Source organism: Sphingomonas faeni, from assembly GCF_023195535.1.
Classification (GTDB): Bacteria; Pseudomonadota; Alphaproteobacteria; order Sphingomonadales; family Sphingomonadaceae; genus Sphingomonas; species Sphingomonas faeni_B.
Genome location: NZ_JALPNF010000001.1, coordinates 752,128 through 767,414, shown reverse-complemented (window position 1 = coordinate 767,414; position 15,287 = coordinate 752,128). Strand labels below are relative to the sequence as shown.

At 63.4% G+C, this 15,287-nt stretch carries 16 protein-coding genes; all 16 read left to right on the top strand.

Annotated features, from left to right (window positions below):
- Nucleotides 1-199 precede the first annotated feature (199 nt).
- The 16 genes from SPHN_RS03050 to nuoN all read left to right on the top strand — a co-directional run bounded on the left by SPHN_RS03050 (nucleotide 200) and on the right by nuoN (nucleotide 15,285).
- Nucleotides 200-574 (top strand): NADH-quinone oxidoreductase subunit A, encoded by a 375-nt coding sequence (locus tag SPHN_RS03050; RefSeq protein WP_121903273.1) that lies wholly within the window; start codon nucleotides 200-202, stop codon nucleotides 572-574.
- A complete protein-coding gene (locus SPHN_RS03045; RefSeq protein WP_187504417.1) occupies nucleotides 565-1,113 on the top strand; it encodes a NuoB/complex I 20 kDa subunit family protein in 549 nt (182 codons plus the stop codon). The genes SPHN_RS03050 and SPHN_RS03045 overlap by 10 nt, the downstream gene beginning before the upstream one ends.
- A complete protein-coding gene (locus SPHN_RS03040; protein WP_248521014.1) occupies nucleotides 1,110-1,958 on the top strand; it encodes an NADH-quinone oxidoreductase subunit C in 849 nt (282 codons plus the stop codon). Before SPHN_RS03045 ends, SPHN_RS03040 begins: the two co-directional genes overlap by 4 nt.
- Before the next feature lie 20 nt (nucleotides 1,959-1,978).
- Nucleotides 1,979-3,190 (top strand): NADH-quinone oxidoreductase subunit D, encoded by a 1,212-nt coding sequence (locus SPHN_RS03035; protein ID WP_282580433.1) that lies wholly within the window; start codon nucleotides 1,979-1,981, stop codon nucleotides 3,188-3,190.
- On the top strand, nucleotides 3,190-3,858 hold the full coding sequence (locus SPHN_RS03030; protein ID WP_248521011.1) for a complex I 24 kDa subunit family protein: 669 nt from the start codon (nucleotides 3,190-3,192) through the stop codon (nucleotides 3,856-3,858). The genes SPHN_RS03035 and SPHN_RS03030 overlap by 1 nt, the downstream gene beginning before the upstream one ends.
- Complete coding sequence (locus SPHN_RS03025; RefSeq protein WP_248521009.1) at nucleotides 3,855-4,082, top strand: hypothetical protein; 228 nt, start codon at nucleotides 3,855-3,857, stop codon at nucleotides 4,080-4,082. The genes SPHN_RS03030 and SPHN_RS03025 overlap by 4 nt, the downstream gene beginning before the upstream one ends.
- Nucleotides 4,082-5,383 carry an NADH-quinone oxidoreductase subunit NuoF gene (gene nuoF / locus SPHN_RS03020; RefSeq protein WP_056050371.1) on the top strand — a complete coding sequence of 434 codons (1,302 nt, stop codon included), beginning with the start codon at nucleotides 4,082-4,084 and terminating at the stop codon, nucleotides 5,381-5,383. The genes SPHN_RS03025 and nuoF overlap by 1 nt, the downstream gene beginning before the upstream one ends.
- Nucleotides 5,380-5,631: a hypothetical protein gene (locus tag SPHN_RS03015; protein WP_248521007.1), complete on the top strand. Its 252-nt coding sequence runs from the start codon at nucleotides 5,380-5,382 to the stop codon at nucleotides 5,629-5,631. The genes nuoF and SPHN_RS03015 overlap by 4 nt, the downstream gene beginning before the upstream one ends.
- A gap of 1 nt (nucleotide 5,632) precedes the next feature.
- Nucleotides 5,633-7,627 (top strand): NADH-quinone oxidoreductase subunit NuoG, encoded by a 1,995-nt coding sequence (gene nuoG / locus SPHN_RS03010; protein ID WP_248521005.1) that lies wholly within the window; start codon nucleotides 5,633-5,635, stop codon nucleotides 7,625-7,627.
- A complete protein-coding gene (nuoH, locus tag SPHN_RS03005; protein WP_056058320.1) occupies nucleotides 7,624-8,670 on the top strand; it encodes an NADH-quinone oxidoreductase subunit NuoH in 1,047 nt (348 codons plus the stop codon). Before nuoG ends, nuoH begins: the two co-directional genes overlap by 4 nt.
- Nucleotides 8,667-9,152, top strand: a complete 486-nt coding sequence (nuoI, locus tag SPHN_RS03000; protein ID WP_055877898.1) for an NADH-quinone oxidoreductase subunit NuoI — start codon at nucleotides 8,667-8,669, stop codon at nucleotides 9,150-9,152. Before nuoH ends, nuoI begins: the two co-directional genes overlap by 4 nt.
- Before the next feature lie 125 nt (nucleotides 9,153-9,277).
- The gene (locus SPHN_RS02995) at nucleotides 9,278-9,889 is read left to right on the top strand and encodes an NADH-quinone oxidoreductase subunit J (RefSeq protein ID WP_056048540.1); all 612 of its coding nucleotides are present in this window, start codon (nucleotides 9,278-9,280) and stop codon (nucleotides 9,887-9,889) included.
- Nucleotides 9,886-10,194 (top strand): NADH-quinone oxidoreductase subunit NuoK, encoded by a 309-nt coding sequence (gene nuoK, locus SPHN_RS02990; protein WP_082441002.1) that lies wholly within the window; start codon nucleotides 9,886-9,888, stop codon nucleotides 10,192-10,194. The genes SPHN_RS02995 and nuoK overlap by 4 nt, the downstream gene beginning before the upstream one ends.
- Nucleotides 10,195-10,199: 5 nt before the next feature.
- Nucleotides 10,200-12,305, top strand: a complete 2,106-nt coding sequence (gene nuoL, locus SPHN_RS02985; RefSeq protein WP_248521003.1) for an NADH-quinone oxidoreductase subunit L — start codon at nucleotides 10,200-10,202, stop codon at nucleotides 12,303-12,305.
- Nucleotides 12,305-13,840 (top strand): NADH-quinone oxidoreductase subunit M, encoded by a 1,536-nt coding sequence (locus SPHN_RS02980; protein ID WP_248521001.1) that lies wholly within the window; start codon nucleotides 12,305-12,307, stop codon nucleotides 13,838-13,840. Before nuoL ends, SPHN_RS02980 begins: the two co-directional genes overlap by 1 nt.
- A complete protein-coding gene (gene nuoN / locus SPHN_RS02975; RefSeq protein WP_248520999.1) occupies nucleotides 13,840-15,285 on the top strand; it encodes an NADH-quinone oxidoreductase subunit NuoN in 1,446 nt (481 codons plus the stop codon). The genes SPHN_RS02980 and nuoN overlap by 1 nt, the downstream gene beginning before the upstream one ends.
- Nucleotides 15,286-15,287 lie beyond the last annotated feature (2 nt).

Sequence of the window (15,287 nt, the reverse complement as noted above, 5' to 3'; positions counted from 1 at the left end):
CGGGGTGAGGGGGTGGGTTTGATGGCGGCCCGAACATTCGGTAGAAGTCTCGGCCCCCGCCAAGCACACGCCGAGTAACGCATGTTTCCCGCCACCCAGTCCCTCCTGTTGCGAGTGATTCTCACACCCTGCGAGCCTTGCCCCGAACCCCCCATCGGCCTAAAGCGGCCCCGTTCCGTTCGCACTTGCGAGAAGCAATTTGGTCGACCTGTCGCACTATCTTCCGATCCTCCTGTTCCTCGGGGTCGCCATCGCGTTGTCGAGCACGTTCGTGTTCCTGCCGATGGCTGTCTCGCGCCTCACCGGATCGCATAAGCCTACGCCGGAAAAGCTCAGCGAATACGAATGCGGCTTCCCCGCATTCGAGGATCCGCGCAGCCAGTTCGACGTGCGCTTCTACCTGATCGCCATCCTCTTCATCATCTTCGATCTCGAGGCCGCGTTCCTGTATCCCTGGGCCGTCTCGGTCTTCACGCTCGGCTGGACCGCGTGGATTTCGATGATGATCTTTATCGGCGAATTGGCCCTCGGCCTCGTCTACGCATGGAAGAAGGGAGCACTCGATTGGGAGTAGAGCTTCAGCCCGCACTCGGTGCCTCCAGCTCGCTGGTGCCACCCGATCAGGGCTTTTTCGACGGTTTGAACGGTGAGCTGACGGACAAGGGTTTCCTCGTCACGTCGACCGAGGAGCTGTTCCAGTGGGCCCGTACGGGCTCGCTGTGGTGGATGACTTTCGGGCTCGCGTGCTGCGCGGTCGAGATGATCCACGTCAACATGCCGCGCTACGATCTCGAGCGCTTCGGTGCCGCACCGCGCGCGTCGCCGCGCCAGTCGGACGTGATGATCGTCGCGGGCACGCTGTGCAACAAGATGGCGCCTGCACTGCGCAAGGTCTACGACCAGATGTCGGAGCCGAAATACGTGATCTCGATGGGATCGTGTGCGAACGGCGGCGGCTATTATCACTACAGCTACAGCGTCGTCCGTGGTTGCGACCGGATCGTGCCCGTAGACATCTATGTCCCCGGGTGCCCGCCGACGGCTGAGGCGCTGCTGTACGGCATCATGCAGTTGCAGCGGAAGATCCGGCGGTCCGGGAGCATCGAGCGTTGAGGGCTCCCGCACCAGCTTATACGTCTAACGACGGCGTGATCGACACCGCACGTGCTGCGCTTGGTGGCATGCTGCTCGACGCGGTCGACCATGTCGGCGAGGTGGCGCTGCATGTCCGTCGCGAGGATTTGTACGACGCGATGATCGCACTGCGCGATACGCCTGGGCTCGCCTATCAGCAGCTTATGGAGATCGCCGGCGTCGACTATCCGGATCGCCCCGAGCGGTTCGAGGTCGTCTATTGCATGCTGTCGCTGACGCGGAACCACCGCTTGCGCGTGCATGTCGCGACCGACGAGGAAAAGCCGGTGCCGTCGGTGACGGATATCTGGCCGGTCGCGGGCTGGCTCGAGCGCGAAGTGTACGACATGTACGGCGTGCTGTTCAGCGGCAATCCGGACCTGCGGCGCATCCTCACCGATTACGGCTTTCGCGGTCATCCGCAGCGGAAGGACTTCCCGCTGACCGGGTATGTCGAGCTGCGCTATTCGGAAGAGTCGAAGCGTGTCGTGTACGAGCCGGTGCAACTTGCGCAGGATTTCCGGACGTTCGATTTCATGAGCCCGTGGGAAGGTGCCGAATACGTGCTTCCCGGCGACGAGAAGGGTGCGCTGCCCGAGGCCAAGGGCGCACCTACGCCACTCAAGGCTGATGCGATCGTCAAGGCCGATGCGGCGCAGAGCGCGACCAAGGCGCCGGACGCACCGAGCGAGTCTTATGCCAAGAAGGACGCGCAGGGGACGGCGCAAACCGGTTCGGGTGACGCCAATGCTGGCAACCAAAAGCAGGACAAGCCCGTGGAGTCGGATGTCATCCCGACCAAGGGCGGAGGACAGAACCAGTGAGTCTGTACGTAGAGGAGCTTCTGGGTGAAGCCGACGCGTCCGATCCCACGACCGGCGACGTCACGATCCAGAACTACACGATTAACTTCGGTCCGCAGCATCCGGCCGCGCACGGCGTGTTGCGTCTGGTCATGGAGCTCGACGGCGAGATTGTCGAGCGCGTCGATCCGCATGTCGGCCTGCTTCACCGCGGCACAGAGAAGCTGATCGAGTACAAGACCTATACGCAGGCGCTGCCGTATTTCGATCGGCTCGATTATTGCTCGCCCTTGTGCATGGAGCATAGCTGGGTGCTGGCGGTCGAGAAGCTGCTCGATCTCGAAGTGCCCGAGCGTGCGCAGTATCTGCGGGTGTTCTTCGCCGAGCTGACGCGTATTTCGAACCACATGCTGAACCTCGGGTCGCACGTCATGGACGTCGGCGCGATGACGCCGAACCTGTGGCTGTTCGAGATCCGCGAAGACTGCATGAACTTCTTCGAGCGCGTGTCCGGCGCCCGCATGCATTCGAACTATTTCCGTCCGGGTGGCGTACATCAGGACGCACCGCTGAAGCTGCTCGCCGATATCGGCGACTGGCTCGATACGCGCCTGCCGCGTCTGTTCGAGGATGCGATCTCGCTCGTCGCCGACAACCGCATCTTCAAGCAGCGCAACGTCGACATCGCCGTGGTCAGCCGCGACGACGCGATCAAGTGGGGCTTTTCCGGCCCGATGATCCGTGGCTCGGGCATCGCCTGGGATCTGCGCAAGTCGCAGCCTTACGACGTGTACGCGAAGATGGACTTCGACGTGCCGGTCGGCACGCGCGGCGATTGCTATGATCGGTTCATGGTGCGCGTCGAGGAAGTGCGTCAGTCCGCGCGGATCATGAAGCAGTGCCTCCGCGAGATGCCCGAGGGGCCGATCGCGTCGCTAGACCGTAAGGTCGTGCCGCCCAAGCGCGCCGAGATGAAGCAGTCGATGGAAGCGCTGATCCATCACTTCAAGCTCTACACCGAGGGCTTCCACGTCCCCGCCGGCGACGTCTATGTCGCGACCGAGAGCCCCAAGGGCGAGTTCGGCGTGTACCTGGTCGCCGATGGCTCGAACAAGCCGTATCGCTGCAAGATCCGCCCGACCGCGTTCTCGCATCTGCAAGCCATGGACTTCATGGCGAAGGGCCACATGCTGGCGGATACGACCGCGATCCTCGGCGCGATGGATATCGTTTTTGGTGAATGTGACCGCTGATGGCTGAAGCTCCGAAAATTCCCGACGAGGCCGAGACCCGCGCACGTTGGGGCTCGTTCGCGTGGACGGACGAGAACCAGGTGAAGGCGAACGAGATCCTCGGGCGCTACCCGAAGGGTCGCGAGCAGTCGGCGTCGATCCCGTTGCTCGATCTGGCACAGCGCCAGGTCGGTGCGGAAACGCAGACGCAGGGCTGGTTGCCGGTACCGGTAATCGAGTTCGTCGCGCGCCAGATTGGTGTGCCGTACATGCGTGTGTACGAGGTCGTGACCTTCTACACGATGTTCAATCTCGCGCCGGTCGGTCGGTTCCACGTGCAGGTCTGCGGCACGACGCCGTGCATGCTGCGCGGTTCGGACGACGTTCTCGCCGCGTGCAAAAACCGCGGTCTGGTCAAGGGCGGCACCACGCCCGACGGCATGTTCACGCTGACCGAGGTCGAGTGTCTTGGGACGTGCGCGAATGCGCCGATGGTGCAGATCAACGACGATAACTTCGAAGACCTCGATTACGACAAGACGACCGAGATCCTCGAGGCGCTGGCCAATGGCGGCCATCCGACGCCGGGCCCGCAGTTCGGCCGTCGCGCGAGCTGCCCCGAGGGTGGCCCGACCTCGCTGAAGGCGATGGTCGACGCGAACCACGATTACCGGGGGGAGTGGGCATGACGGTCGAGAATGAAAGCGTCATGCTCGAGATCCTGAAGAGGATTCAGTCGGATATGTCGGAGGTGAAGGCGGACGTATCCGATCTACGCCTGCGTATGACCGCGACGGAAGAGCATTTGGCGACTTTGGTGATGTCGACGGCCGGTATCAACCACCGTCCTGATCGGCTCAGCAACCGGGTTGAACGTATCGAGCGCCGGCTCGATCTGGTCGAGGGACAGTAATGCTCGCCGATAAGGATCGCATCTTTACCAACGTCTACGGTTTCCAGCCGTGGAATATCGACGCGGCGATCATGCGCGGCGATTGGGACAATACCAAGGACCTGATGGCGCTCGGCCAGGACGCGATCATCGACGTGATGAAGGCGTCGGGTCTGCGTGGCCGTGGCGGGGCGGGCTTCCCGACCGGCACCAAATGGTCGTTCATGCCGAAGGAACCGAAGCCCGATCGGCCGAACTTCCTCGTCATCAACGCCGATGAATCCGAGCCGGGCAGCTGTAAGGATCGCGAGATCATCCGCCACGATCCGCACAAGCTGATCGAAGGCGCGCTGATCGCCGGGTTCGCGATGCGCGCGCGCGCCGCCTACATCTACATTCGCGGCGAATATATCCGCGAGGCCGAGACGCTGTTCGCAGCTGTGGCTGAAGCATACGACCGCGGCTTTATCGGCAAGAATGCGTGCGGGTCGGGCTACGACTTCGACGTGTTCGTCCATCGCGGCGCCGGCGCCTACATCTGCGGCGAAGAGACCGCGATGTTGGAGAGCCTCGAGGGGAAGAAGGGTCAGCCGCGGCTGAAGCCACCTTTCCCGGCGGGTGCTGGTCTTTACGGCTGCCCGACGACGGTCAACAACGTCGAGTCGATCGCGGTTGCGCCGACGATCCTGCGGCGTGGTGCGGCGTGGTTCTCCAGCTTCGGCGCGGAGAACAACCGCGGTACCAAGCTGTTCCAGATCAGCGGCCATGTGAACAAGCCGTGCGTCGTCGAGGAGGAGATGAGCATCTCGTTCCGCGACCTGATCGAGACGCATTGCGGCGGCATCCGTGGTGGCTGGGACAATCTGCTCGCGGTGATCCCTGGCGGCTCTTCGGTACCTCTCGTGCCCGCCGCGCAGATCATGGACTGCGCGATGGACTTCGACGGCCTGAAGGCGGTTGGCTCGGGGCTCGGCACTGCGGCGATCATCGTCATGGATAAGTCGACGGACATCGTCCGCGCGATCAGCCGTATCTCGTACTTCTACAAGCACGAAAGCTGCGGCCAGTGCACGCCGTGCCGCGAAGGCACCGGCTGGATGTGGCGCGTGATGGAGCGGATGCGCACCGGCGACGCCGAGCTGTCCGAGATCGACATGCTCCAGCAGGTTACCAAGCAGGTCGAGGGTCACTCGATCTGCGCACTCGGTGACGCCGCAGCGTGGCCGATCCAGGGCCTGATCAAGCATTTCCGCCCAGAGATGGAGCGCCGTATCCGCGAACGTGGTGGCGACACCGCGCCGATGATGGAAGCGGCAGAATGACCGACGACCGCGCAGACTTCATGTTGGATATTTTGAAGAAGATCCAATCGGATGTGGCCCTGGGGCGTCGCGAGCAGGCGTCGCAGAGCACGCGACTGTTGGCGATGGAAGATCATCAGCGTGGTATGATCACGTCGTTGATGGGCGTTGTAACGTCCATTCACGGCGTTGAGGTCGACGTCGCGCATTTGAAGGACAGGGTAGATCGCATCGAGCGTCGCCTTGGCCTGACCGACACGGAACACTGATATGCCCTTAGTCAAAGTCGATGGCGTAGAGATCGAGGTGCCGCAGGGCGCCACCGTGCTGCAGGCGTGCGAGCTTGCCGGCAAGGAGATTCCGCGTTTCTGTTATCATGAGCGGCTGAGCATCGCCGGCAATTGCCGGATGTGCCTGGTCGAGGTGAAGCCTGGTCCGCCCAAGCCGCAGGCGTCGTGCGCGCTGCCGGCAGCGGACAAACAGGAAATTTTCACAAATTCGCCGATGGTGAAGAATGCCCGCGAGGGCATCATGGAATTCCTGCTGATCAACCATCCGCTCGATTGCCCGATCTGCGATCAGGGCGGCGAGTGCGATCTTCAGGACCAGTCGGTTGCGTACGGTCGCGGCCATTCGCGCTATGACGAGAACAAGCGCGCGGTCACCGAGAAGTATATGGGTCCGATCGTCAAGACGGTCATGACCCGCTGCATCCAGTGCACGCGCTGCATCCGGTTCGCCGAGGAAGTGTCCGGCGTCGAGGAGATCGGTGCGATCTTCCGCGGCGAGGACATGCAGATTACCTCGTATCTCGAGAATGCGGTCAAGAGCGAGCTGAGCGGCAACGTCGTCGATCTGTGCCCGGTCGGTGCGCTGACATCGAAGCCCTACGCGTTCGAGGCGCGTCCGTGGGAATTGCGCAAGACGCTGACGATCGACGTGATGGACGCGGTCGGCACCAACATCCGGCTCGACAGCCGTGGTCGGCAGGTGTTGCGCTGCGTGCCGCGGATCAACGAGGACGTGAACGAGGAGTGGGCGACCGACAAGACGCGCCACGCGATCGACGGCCTCGTGCGCCGTCGTCTCGACAAGCCTTATGTCCGGGTGAACGGCAAGCTCCAGGCCGCGACGTGGGACGAAGCTTTCGCGGCGATCAAGGCGGTGAACGCCGGGTCGAGCGTTGCCGCGGTCGCCGGCGACCTGGTCGACTGCGAGACGATGTACGCAGCCAAGGCGCTGCTCGCGAAGATGGGTTCGACCCTGCTCGAAGGCCGTCAGACCGGCATGGATTATGACGCGACGAGCATCGCCGCGGTCAATTTCAACACGACGATCGCCGGCACCGAGCGCGCCGACGCGATCCTGCTGGTGGGCACCAACCTGCGCTGGGAAGCGCCGCTGGTGAACACGCGCATCCGCAAGGCGATCAAGAAGGGTGCGAAGGTCTTCGCGATCGGGCCGGAGACGGACCTGACCTACAAGGTCGAGTGGCTCGGTGACGATCTGGCGCTCCTCGGCGCTCTGCCCGAGGCGGTGACCGAGGCGTTGGGCAAGGCCGAGCGTCCGATGGTGATCGTCGGTGGCGGCGCGATGAAGGGTGGCCATGCGGCTGCGCTGAAGCTGGTCGATACGCTGGGCCTCGTGAAGGACGGCTGGAACGGCTTCAACGTTGTTCACATGGCGGCCTCGCGGATGGGCGGGCTGATGCTCGGCTATGCGCAGAAGGGCGGCATCGCCGACGTGATGGGGGCGAAGCTCGGCTTCTTCCTCGGCGCGGACGAGGTGGATTACTCGAAGTTCGCAGGTTTCAAGGTGTTCGTGGGCCATCACGGCGACAAGGGTGCGGCGGCTGCCGATGTCATCCTGCCGGGTGTCACATACGCGGAGAAGTCGGGCACGTGGGTCAATCTCGAAGGCCGCGTCCAGCGTGGTGAGCGGGCAGTGTTCGCACCGGGCGATGCGCGTGACGACTGGTCGATCTTCCGCGCGCTGTCTGACACGCTCGGCCACACGCTGCCGTTCGACAGCTTCGAGGATCTGCGTGAGGAAATGTACGCGGACGTGCCTGCGCTGCGTCATCAGGCGCTCGCGACGTTCGAGTGGAACCCGCCTTCGCTCGACGGCGCAGGTGAGGGCGTTCTCGCCGGCTATCCGATCAAGGACTTCTACCTGACCAACGCGATCTGCCGTGCGTCGCCGACGATGCAGCGCTGCTCGGCCGAACTTCTCCACGGGGAAGACTACGCGGAGGCAGCCGAATGATCTCCTGGTTCGAATCCTCGCTCGGCTACGACTGGGCGTTCTTCCTCGCGACGATCATCGACATTCTCGTGATCGCGCTGCCGCTGATGCTGGCGGTGGCGATGATCATTTATGCCGACCGCAAGATCTGGGCGGCGATGGCACTGCGTCGCGGTCCCAACGTCGTCGGTCCGTTCGGTCTGCTGCAGAGCTTCGCCGACGGCCTGAAGGTGTTCCTGCAGGAGACGATCGTCCCCGCAGCCGCCAACCGCACGCTGTTCCTGCTGGCACCGATCATCACCTTCACGGTCGCGCTGATCGTCTGGGCGGTGGTGCCGTTCGGGGTCGGCGTCGTGCTTGCGGACATCAACGTCGGGCTGCTCTACGTGCTCGCGGCGTCGTCGCTCGGCGTCTACGGGATCATCCTGTCGGGCTGGGCGTCGAACTCGAAATACCCATTCTACTCGGCGCTTCGTGCGGCCGCGCAGATGGTGTCGTATGAAGTCGCGATCGGCTTCATCCTGATTTCGGTCGTGCTGTGGACCGGCAGCTTCAACCTGTCGGCGATCGTGATGGCGCAGAAGTCGCACGTCTGGTTCTTCAACGGGTACATCCTGAACCCGCTGATGTTCCCGATGGCGGTGATGTTCTTCATCTCCTCGCTGGCCGAGACACAGCGCGCGCCGTTCGATCTGACCGAGGCGGAGAGCGAGCTCGTTGCCGGGTACCAGACCGAATATTCGTCGATGTCGTTCGCGCTGTTCTGGCTCGGCGAGTATGCGAACGTGCTGTTGATGTGCGCGCTGAACGCGACGCTGTTCTGGGGCGGGTGGCTGCCACCGGTCGACTGGGCGCCGCTATATTACGTGCCGGGGATCATCTGGCTGTTCGCCAAGATCCTGTTCTTCTTCTTCCTGTTCAGCTGGGTGAAGGCGACCGTGCCGCGCTATCGCTACGATCAGCTGATGCGGCTTGGCTGGAAGGTCTTCCTCCCCGTCTCGCTGTTCTGGGTTTTTCTCGTGTCGGGCTATCTCATGCTGACGCGCGTTGGAGTGGGTTCATGAGCGTCGCTCAGATCATCAAGTCGTTTACCCTGTGGGAATTCGTGAAGGCGCACGCGTTGACGCTTCGCTATTTCTTCAAGGAAAAGGCGACGATCAACTATCCGTACGAGCGTAACCCGGTGTCGCCGCGGTTCCGTGGCGAGCATGCTCTGCGTCGTTATCCGAACGGCGAAGAGCGGTGCATCGCATGCAAGCTGTGCGAGGCCGTATGCCCCGCACAGGCGATCACGATCGAAGCCGAGCCGCGTGACGACGGTTCGCGCCGCACCACGCGCTACGACATCGACATGACCAAATGCATCTATTGCGGCCTGTGCGCCGAGGCGTGCCCGGTCGATGCGATCGTCGAGGGGCCGAACTACGAGTTCGCCACCGAGACGCGCGAAGAGCTGATCTACGACAAGTCGAAGCTGCTCGATAATGGCGACCGTTGGGAAAGCGCGATCGCGGCGAACCTTGCCGCCGATGCGCCGTACCGTTAAGCGAGCGCCGCGATGACACAGATTAACTCCGTCGTCCCAGCGCAGGCTGGGATCTCGTGCCGCACGGGCGCACCCACCAACGTGAAGACCCCAGCGTTCGCTGGGGCGACGGGGAGGGTGATCGCGTGATCCAGGCCTTGGCTTTCTATCTCTTCGCCTTCGTCGTCGTCCTGTCGGGCGCGCTGACGATCGCGTCGCGCAACCCGGTCCATTCGGTGATGTGGCTGATCCTCGCGTTCTTCAACGCGGCCGGCCTCATGATCCTCGTCGGCGCCGAGTTCATCGCGATGCTGCTCGTTATCGTCTATGTGGGCGCCGTCGCGGTACTGTTCCTGTTCGTGGTCATGATGCTCGACATCGACTTCACCGAGCTTCGCGCAGGCGTCGCCCGGTATTTCGGGATCGGCCTCGCACTCGCCGTCGCACTCGCGGCCGAAGTGATGATCGCGATCGGCGCGTGGAGCACCGGTCCGATCCAGCTCGCGCGCCGTGCCGCACCGATCGACGACACTGTGCCCAACATCCAGGCGATCGGTAACCTGCTCTACACGCGCTATCTGTTCGTGTTCGAGGGTGCCGGCCTGGTGCTGCTGGTCGCGATGATCGGCGCGATCGTGCTGACCCACCGTCAGCGTGGCGGCGTCAAGGCGCAGAACATCAGCCGCCAGAACGCGCGTCGTCCGCAGGATGCCACGCGCAACACGAGCCCGGTCGTCGGGCAGGGAGTCGAACTGTGACGATCGGTCTCGTCCATTATCTGGTCGTTGCGGCGATCCTGTTCACGATGGGGGTGCTCGGCATCTTCCTGAACCGCAAGAACCTCATCGTCATCCTGATGGCGATCGAACTGATCCTGCTGGCGGTGAACATCAATCTCGTCGCGTTCTCGGCGTTCCTCCACGATCTCGTCGGACAGGTGTTCGCGATGTTCGTGCTGACGGTCGCCGCGGGTGAAGCCGCAATCGGCCTCGCCATTCTCGTGATCTATTTCCGCGGTCGCGGCACCATCGCGGTCGACGACGTCAACCGGATGAAGGGGTAATACGGTTGATCCAGCTTATCGTCTTCCTGCCGTTACTGGCCGCGATCGTTGCCGGGTTCGGTAATCGCGCGATCGGCAACGTGCCGGCGAAAATCGTCACCACGGCTGCGCTGTTCGCGTCGTGCCTGTTGTCCTGGCCGATCTTCATCGGTTTCCTCTCGGGCACCAGCACGGCCACCGTCGCGCCGCTGCTCGACTTCATCCATTCCGGCGACATGAACGTCGCGTGGTCGCTGCGCGTCGATGCGCTGACGGCGGTGATGCTCGTCGTCGTCACGTCGGTCTCGGCGCTCGTCCATCTGTATAGCTGGGGCTATATGGACGAAGATCCCGACCAGCCGCGCTTCTTCGCGTATCTGTCGCTGTTTACCTTCGCGATGCTGATGCTCGTGACCGCGAACAACCTCGTCCAGATGTTCTTCGGCTGGGAAGGCGTGGGTCTCGCATCCTATCTCCTGATCGGGTTCTGGTTCCGCAAGCCCTCGGCCAGCGCAGCCGCGATCAAGGCGTTCGTTGTCAACCGCGTCGGCGATCTCGGCTTCATGCTCGGTATCTTCGGCACGTTCCTGGTGTTCGGTACGGTCTCGATCCCCGAGATCCTCGCCGCGGCTCCTGGCATGGCGGGCTCGACGCTCGGCTTCCTCGGCTATCGCTTCGATACGATGACGGTGCTCTGCCTGCTGCTGTTCGTCGGTGCGATGGGCAAGTCGGCGCAGCTCGGCCTGCACACCTGGCTGCCGGACGCGATGGAAGGCCCGACCCCGGTGTCAGCGCTGATCCACGCGGCGACGATGGTCACCGCCGGCGTCTTCATGGTCTGCCGCCTGTCGCCGATGTTCGAGATGAGCCCGGTCGCGCTGACCGTGGTCACCTCGGTCGGTGCCGCGACCTGCCTGTTCGCCGCGACCTGCGGCCTGGTACAGACCGACATCAAGCGCGTGATCGCGTATTCGACCTGTTCGCAGCTCGGCTACATGTTCTTCGCGGCCGGTGTCGGCGCGTATGGCGCGGCGATGTTCCACCTCTTCACGCACGCGTTCTTCAAAGCGCTGCTTTTCCTCGGCGCCGGCTCGGTCATCCACGCGATGCATCACGAGCAGGACATGCGCTATTATGGCGGCCTGCGTAAGCAGATCCCGGTGACGTTCTGGGCGATGATGGCGGGTACGCTCGCGATCACCGGCGTCGGCATCCCCGGCATCTTCGGCAACACCGCGGTCGGCTTTGCAGGCTTCCATTCGAAGGATGCGATCATCGAGGCGAGCTGGGCTGCGGGTCAGCCGGGCGTGTGGTTCGTCGGCGTGCTCGTCGCGTTGCTGACCAGCTTCTATTCGTGGCGCGTGATGTTCCTGACCTTCTGGGGCAAGCCGCGCTGGGCCGCATCGGAGCATGTCCAGCATGCGCTCCACGACGCCCATGGCCATGACGATCATGCCCATGACGCACATCATGCGGACGACCATCATGCGAACCCGGCGCAAGCCGAGGACGCAGGCCACGCGCCGCACGGTCATCACGATGCCGCGCACGCGCCGGCCGAAGGCGACGGTGGGTATCACCCACACGAGAGCCCGCTGCCGATGCTGATCCCGCTGATCGTGTTGTCGGTCGGTGCGGTCCTCGCTGGCTTCGTGTTCCACGGCTTCTTCATCGAGCCGACCGCAGGCGAGGAGTTCTGGAAGGGCGCACTCGCGTTCCGCGAACATCTGATGCACGAGATGCACGGCGTGCCGTTGCTGATCAAATTGTCGGCGACGATCGCGATGCTGCTCGGACTGCTGACCGCCTGGTACGCTTATATCAAGGCCCCCACGTTCCCGGCCAAGGTCGTCGAACAGTTCGGCGTGCTCTACGACTTCCTGCTGCATAAGTGGTATTTCGACGAGCTGTACGACCTGATCTTCGTCCGCCCTGCGTTCGCCATCGGCCGCTTCCTGTGGCATCGCGGCGACGAGAAGACGATCAACCGGTTCGGGCCCGACGGCGCGACCTGGGTCGTCCAGATCGGCAGCCGTGTGGCCAACCGCTTCCAGACGGGATACCTCTACACCTATGCCTTCGTCATGCTGATCGGGCTGACCGCAGCCGTAACCTGGGCGATCGGACTGTAATGACCGGCTTTCCTATCCTTTCCGTCCTGATCGCGGTCCCGATGATCGCGGCCATCGCGTGCCTGTTCGTTTCGGCGAACACGGCGCGGATGCTGGCGCTGGCGGCAACGCTGATCGACTTCGTTCTCGGCATCATGCTGTGGATGAACTACAATATCGGCGGCGCGCAGTGGCAGTTCGTCGAGCATGCCCCCGGCATCTTCGGCCCGTTCGGTTGGTCGCTTGGCATCGACGGCTTCGCGCTGATGCTGATCATGCTCAGCGTGTTCCTGATGCCGATCTGCATCGGTGCGAGCTGGCGCTCGATCACGACGCGCGTGCCGGAATACATGGCGGCGTTCCTGTTCACCGAAGTGCTGATGATCGGCACGTTCGCGGCGCAGGACCTGTTCCTGTTCTACGTGTTCTTCGAAGCCGGCCTGATCCCGATGTACCTGATCATCGGCATCTGGGGCGGCGCGAACCGGATCTACGCGTCGTACAAGTTCTTCCTGTACACGCTGCTCGGCTCGGTCCTGATGTTCATCGCGATGCTGTACATGGCGAAGACCGCGGGCACGACCAGCATCCCGGCGCTGATGAACTACGACTTCCCCACGCACGTACAGACGTGGCTGTGGCTGGCGTTCTTCGCCTCGTTCGCGGTCAAGATGCCGATGTGGCCGGTCCACACCTGGTTGCCCGACGCGCACGTTCAGGCACCCACCGCTGGCTCGGTGATCCTGGCGGGCGTGCTGCTGAAGCTCGGCGGTTACGGCTTCCTGCGCTTCCTGCTGCCAATGTTCCCCGAAGCCTCGGGGCAGCTGACCTGGCTGATCTTCGGCCTGTCGGCGGTCGCGGTGATCTACACGAGCCTCGTCGCGCTCGTGCAGTCGGACATGAAGAAGTTGATCGCCTATTCGTCGGTCGCGCACATGGCGATCGTCACGATCGGGCTCTTTGCCTTCAACCGTCAGGGCATCGAAGGCGCGATGATCATGATGCTGAGCCACGGCCTGGTATCGGGTGCGTTGTTCCTGTGCGTCGGCGTGATCTACGACCAGCTCCATACCCGCGAGATCTCGCGCTATGGCGGCCTCGCGATCAACATGCCGAAGTATGCGATCCTGTTCCTGTTCTTCACGATGGCTTCGATCGGCCTGCCAGGCACCAGCGGCTTCGTCGCCGAGTTCCTGTCGCTGATGGGCACGTATCAGGTCTCGACCTGGACCGCGTTGCTTTGCACGACGAGCATCATCCTGGGCGCCGCGTACATGCTGTTCCTGTACCGCCGCGTCGTGTTCGGCGAGATCAAGTCGGACGACGTTCGCGCAATGGTCGACCTGTCGGGCCGCGAGATGTGGCTGCTCGCACCGATCGCGGCCGTCGTGTTGTGGATGGGCGTGTATCCCGAGAGCTTCCTGGCACCGATGCGCAAGGACGTGGCCGTGTTGCTCGACCGTGTCGACCGCGCCAAGCCTGCCAGCGATTCCAACCCAACTGCGGGGAAGCCCGCCGCAACCGTCCATAGTGCCGCGCACGGGGAGGCACACTGATGGATTACGCCGCTAACATCGCAATGACGCTGCCCGAACTGGTGCTGGCGTTGGGTGCGATCGCCCTGATGCTTGTTTCGGCTTGGGGCGGGGACAAGTCCACGCGCGCCGTGTCGATTGCCGCTGTCTTCGTACTGGTCGGGGCAGGGATCGCATTGATCGGTCCGGCGTCGTCGGGCGGCTATGCGTTCGATGGCCTGTACCGTGCAGACGCGTTCGGCGCCTTCGCCAAGGTGCTAATCTACATCGCCTCGGCGGTCGCGATTGTCATGGCGCCGCGCTTCTTCTCGCGCACCCACGGCGACGATCTGCGTCCGGAATATCCGGTGCTGATCCTGCTGTCGGCCTGCGGCATGGGGATCATGGTCTCGGCCACCGACATGCTCACGCTGTATGTCGGCCTCGAGCTCCAGAGCCTCGCAGCCTACGTCCTCGCCAGCTTCATGCGGCGTGACGGGCGTTCGGCGGAAGCCGGCCTGAAGTATTTCGTGCTCGGCGCGCTCGCGAGCGGCATCCTGCTGTACGGCATCTCGCTGGTCTATGGGTTCAGCGGCACGACGTTGTTCTCGGGCATCTCGGAGGCTTATGCCGGCACCAAGTCGCTTGGCCTGCTGTTCGGTCTCGTGTTCGTGTTCGCAGGCCTCGCGTTCAAGATCAGCGCGGTGCCGTTCCACATGTGGACGCCCGACGTGTACGAGGGCGCACCGACCCCGGTCACCGCGTTCTTCGCGTCCGCTCCCAAGGTCGCGGCGCTTGCGCTCAGCGTCCGCGTGGCGGTCGATGCAATGGGCCCGGCGACGGACCAGTGGCGCCAGATCGTGATCTTCGCGGCCCTCGCTTCGATCATCCTCGGTGCGGTTGCCGCGATCGGCCAGACCAACATCAAGCGACTGCTCGCCTATTCGTCGATCAACAATGTCGGCTTCGCGCTGATCGGTCTTGCCGCGGGCACGCCCCAGGGTGTGTCGGGCGTGCTGATGTACCTGACGATCTACGTCGCGATGACGCTGGGGTCTTTCCTGGTCGTGTTGCAGATGCGCGGTGACGACGGGCAGCCGGTCGAGACGATCGACAGCCTCGCTGGCATGTCGCGGACGCGACCTGCGCTAGCCGCGGCACTCGCGATCTTCATGTTCAGCCTCGCCGGCATTCCGCCGCTGTTCGGCTTCTACGCGAAGTTCGCGGTGTTCAGCGCGGCGGTCGACGCTGGGCTGTTCCCGCTGGCGGTAGTTGGTATCGCCGCCTCGGTGATCGGTGCCTATTATTACCTGCGTGTCGTCAAGACGATGTACTTCGATGATCCGGCACCGGCGTTCGCGCCGATGGAGAGCAAGGTTGAGGGTGGCCTCATCGCCATCGCCGCGGTGTTCGTGTCGCCAGCCGGCTACCTCCTCATCCCCGTGCTCGGCGCGTGGACGATGACGGCCGGACGGGCGTTGTTCTGAGC

Bases quoted from the DNA above. Each gene is read 5' to 3' on its own strand.
- nuoN (WP_248520999.1), top strand. From the start codon at position 13,840: ATGGATTACGCCGCTAACATCGCAATGACGCTGCCCGAACTGGTGCTG.
- SPHN_RS02980 (WP_248521001.1), top strand. From the start codon at position 12,305: ATGACCGGCTTTCCTATCCTTTCCGTCCTGATCGCGGTCCCGATGATC.
- SPHN_RS03030 (WP_248521011.1), top strand. From the start codon at position 3,190: ATGGCTGAAGCTCCGAAAATTCCCGACGAGGCCGAGACCCGCGCACGT.
- nuoH (WP_056058320.1), top strand. From the start codon at position 7,624: ATGATCTCCTGGTTCGAATCCTCGCTCGGCTACGACTGGGCGTTCTTC.
- nuoI (WP_055877898.1), top strand. From the start codon at position 8,667: ATGAGCGTCGCTCAGATCATCAAGTCGTTTACCCTGTGGGAATTCGTG.
- nuoG (WP_248521005.1), top strand. From the start codon at position 5,633: ATGCCCTTAGTCAAAGTCGATGGCGTAGAGATCGAGGTGCCGCAGGGC.
- SPHN_RS03025 (WP_248521009.1), top strand. From the start codon at position 3,855: ATGACGGTCGAGAATGAAAGCGTCATGCTCGAGATCCTGAAGAGGATT.
- SPHN_RS03015 (WP_248521007.1), top strand. From the start codon at position 5,380: ATGACCGACGACCGCGCAGACTTCATGTTGGATATTTTGAAGAAGATC.
- nuoF (WP_056050371.1), top strand. From the start codon at position 4,082: ATGCTCGCCGATAAGGATCGCATCTTTACCAACGTCTACGGTTTCCAG.